Origin of the sequence: Tranquillimonas alkanivorans, from assembly GCF_900115595.1 — a bacterium.
In the GTDB taxonomy this organism is placed as follows: Bacteria; Pseudomonadota; Alphaproteobacteria; order Rhodobacterales; family Rhodobacteraceae; genus Tranquillimonas; species Tranquillimonas alkanivorans.
In genome coordinates this window covers 1-2,826 of the sequence record NZ_FOXA01000067.1, presented here as the reverse complement: position 1 = coordinate 2,826, position 2,826 = coordinate 1, and the positions used below count along the sequence as shown (strand labels likewise).

Annotated in this window: 2 protein-coding genes, 1 tRNA gene and 1 pseudogene; 1 reads left to right on the top strand and 3 read right to left on the bottom strand. The window is 63.3% G+C overall.

Annotation, left to right across the window (positions count from 1 at the left end):
* Window positions 1–297 precede the first annotated feature (297 nt).
* The 3 genes and pseudogenes from BM162_RS22070 to BM162_RS22060 form a co-directional block, all read right to left on the bottom strand.
* A pseudogene (locus tag BM162_RS22070) lies at window positions 298–917 on the bottom strand (tyrosine-type recombinase/integrase); the annotation flags it as partial.
* 140 nt (window positions 918–1,057) lie between these two features.
* Complete coding sequence (locus BM162_RS22065; RefSeq protein WP_143096307.1) at window positions 1,058–1,408, bottom strand: response regulator; 351 nt, start codon at window positions 1,406–1,408, stop codon at window positions 1,058–1,060.
* Between the two features lie 419 nt (window positions 1,409–1,827).
* A tRNA-Ser gene (locus tag BM162_RS22060) sits at window positions 1,828–1,917 on the bottom strand.
* 266 nt (window positions 1,918–2,183) lie between these two features.
* On the opposite strand from BM162_RS22060, the gene BM162_RS22055 reads away from it, so the two are divergent.
* Window positions 2,184–2,663 carry a hypothetical protein gene (locus BM162_RS22055; RefSeq protein ID WP_093426000.1) on the top strand — a complete coding sequence of 160 codons (480 nt, stop codon included), beginning with the start codon at window positions 2,184–2,186 and terminating at the stop codon, window positions 2,661–2,663.
* Window positions 2,664–2,826 lie beyond the last annotated feature (163 nt).

The window sequence follows — 2,826 nt, the reverse complement described above, 5'->3', positions numbered from 1 at the left end:
AAGACCTGGAGAAGCTGCTCGAGGAACAGGCGCAGGTTGGTGCGTATGCCGAGTTCGTAGAGCACGTGGTTTCTCTCGCTCTCTCCGCCGTTGCCGGCGTTCCGTTCTCGCCGAGGCGGTGCCTTAGCCGTACCATCTTCGGTGCGTCCTCGCGGGGCAAGCATCCTGCGTCGGCCAGTGCCGCTCGCGCGCATGCAGCGAATGGCAGATTGGGCGGACCTGCGCCGTAGCATCGGGCGACTTTGAACGGCAGGAGCGGGCCGTCCTTAAAAGACAGCCCCCGCCTTCAAATCTCGCGGCCTCCGAGATCGCGAGCGCGTCCTCGAGCTCGACGCCCAGGTAACGGACGGTGCTGTCCATCTTCGTGTGACCGAGAAGTAGTTGGACAGCCCGGAGATTTCCGGTCTTGCGGTAGATCTGTGCCACCTTGGTCCGACGCATTGAGTGGGTCCCGTAGGAAGTGGGCTCCAGCCCGATCGAGTTCACCCATCCTCTGACGAGGCGGGCATACCGACGTGTCGAGATGTGGAGCCTCTCGTGGAAGCGCCCAGGCCACAGATACTCTGAGCCGATCATCGCCAGGTCTTCGAGCCAGTCCGCGAGCGACGAGCGCGTGCCCTCGGTGATCTCGAACCGGACTGGCCGACGGGTTTGCTCTGGGTGATCGAAGCGCGCTCCTTCACGCGACCGGCGGAGAAGACGTCGGCCACCCTCAGACACACGAGATCGCAGCCGCGAAGCATGCTGTCGATTGCGAGGTTGAAGAGAGCGACGTCGCGGGTACGAGCAGCGAGTTCAAGCCGCACACGGATCGCCCAGACATGTTTCGGCCGGAGCGGGCTCTTCTGGCCGACGATGCGGCCCTTGTTCCAGGCAGGCCGGCAAGCGCGAACGGCGGGCAGGTTCTTGCCAGACATGGCGGTTCCTCTTTGCCACCGCACTTCACCTCATCACCGGCAGGATTGTCGGCGCTGCATCATAGCGCGCCGCGCCGCCGCAGGTCCGATCCGAGCCCTTAGTGGACCATTAAGCGAGCACAGAAAGAGCCAGCGCGGGATCAGCCTTGTTCGGTTGGTTGCATCGAGGCCGCGAGGGTCGCCAGAAGCGCCTCATCGGTTGCAGGCTTTTCGATCCGCCTTGCGTCCTGGCGATCTGAAGGCATGTCGACCGTGTTGGAGTACCCTGTTGCGAACACGAAGGAAATTTTCCGCGCCTGAAGTGCCCGGGCGGCGGGCCAGACACGATCGCCTGCCAGATTGATGTCGAGGATGGCACCGTCAAAGTCTTCCGATGCTGCAATACGCAGTGCCTCATTCACCGACGCAATGGGTTCCGTCACCTCGCAGCCCGCAGCCCGCAGCCCGCAGCGCTTCGCGAGCCGCATTTGCGACAAGATACTCGTCTTCAACAAGAAGTATCCTCTTGCCATGAAGGCTGCTGGTGTCTCCTGCGGGCCGCCCCGCTTCGGGAAGCGGCCGGGACGTCTGCCTGCCATGGCCAGACGCGCGCAAAGTGCGAACCGGCAAGTCCATGACCGCCCGCAGGCCATCCCGGGCGAAGTCGAGCTTCACGTCGCCTTCGAGTTCGAAGGTGAGTGTCTGCTCGATCGCCACTCCAAGGTGCCATCGGTCCATTAATTATCCTTTATTCCGTCCCGACACCGTGCCCGCCGTCGAGCGAGGAGGTCAACGCAGTTGGGTAGATATTCGCGGCTGCAGCCAGCAGCGGCCGTACTTCTATCTCCGACGTGGTGGCGGACGAAATGGGGGACGCGACCACCTGTCAGCCCTTTAAGTCGCTGGACTTCAATAAAAAAAGGAATTCAGGTGGCGGAGACGAAGGGATTCGAACCCTCGAGACCCTTTCGGGTCTACTCCCTTAGCAGGGGAGCGCCTTCGACCACTCGGCCACGTCTCCGCTGACGGGTATAGCCGCGCAAACATAGGAAATACAAGGCGAAATTCGCACTTTCTCATCACGTGGCCAGCCGCCCACCAACTCCTTGAAATGGCGCTGAAAGGCCCAGGATCACGAGGATTATGGGCAAGATTTGGCCAACTTCCTAAGCGTGTATTTGGTGGCGGGCTTGCAGCCAAGCTGCGGAACACGGCTGGCAACGTCGCGCGCCCCGCGTTTCCGCTGCTACCCCGCCGGTCCGAACTCCTTCTCAAGGAAGGTCGGACATGAGCACGACACGGCAGAATCCAAGCGGCGACGCGCGACAGATCGCGGAGGCGCTCGAGCGGTGTCCTTCGCCGTGGCTGCGCAACGCGGACCTGCAGGGGCGCTGGCAATGCAGCCGCGCTTCGGTGGATCGCATCCGGAAGGAGCACGGCCTCCGGAGCGACGGGCCGGACGGCACCCAGCCGGACTTCGACCTGCTCACCATCCTCGGGATCGAGAGGGTCGCTGACCCGCTGGCCGCGTGGACGCTCGGGAGCGACGACGACCGTGAAATTCTCGCCGCTCCCCTCCTGAGCATCGATGACTTGCAACTCCTCGATCCGCACCGCGGCGGTTATTACCGCGAGATATTTCTGCAACGGGCGCGGGAGGGAATCCGGCCCGGCTTCAAGCTCGGCAACCGGTGGCTTTTCCGGCCGACGATCCAGGACCTTGCCCGGCTGCAAGCGCTGCGCGCGGCGCGCATGAAGGGCGAGTGACATGGCCTTCGCTCATCGACCACATGCTTCCTCACCGGACTACAATGACGAAAACCCTCGGGCGGATTACCGCCGCCGCACCCGCTCCGAACGGGTAGAGCGCGGCGGAGAGCTTACAGATGCTGCGCGCGCGCGGGGTCATCGCTTTTGCACCATCCACTGC

Bases quoted from the DNA above. Each gene is read 5' to 3' on its own strand.
- BM162_RS22055 (WP_093426000.1), top strand. From the start codon at position 2,184: ATGAGCACGACACGGCAGAATCCAAGCGGCGACGCGCGACAGATCGCG.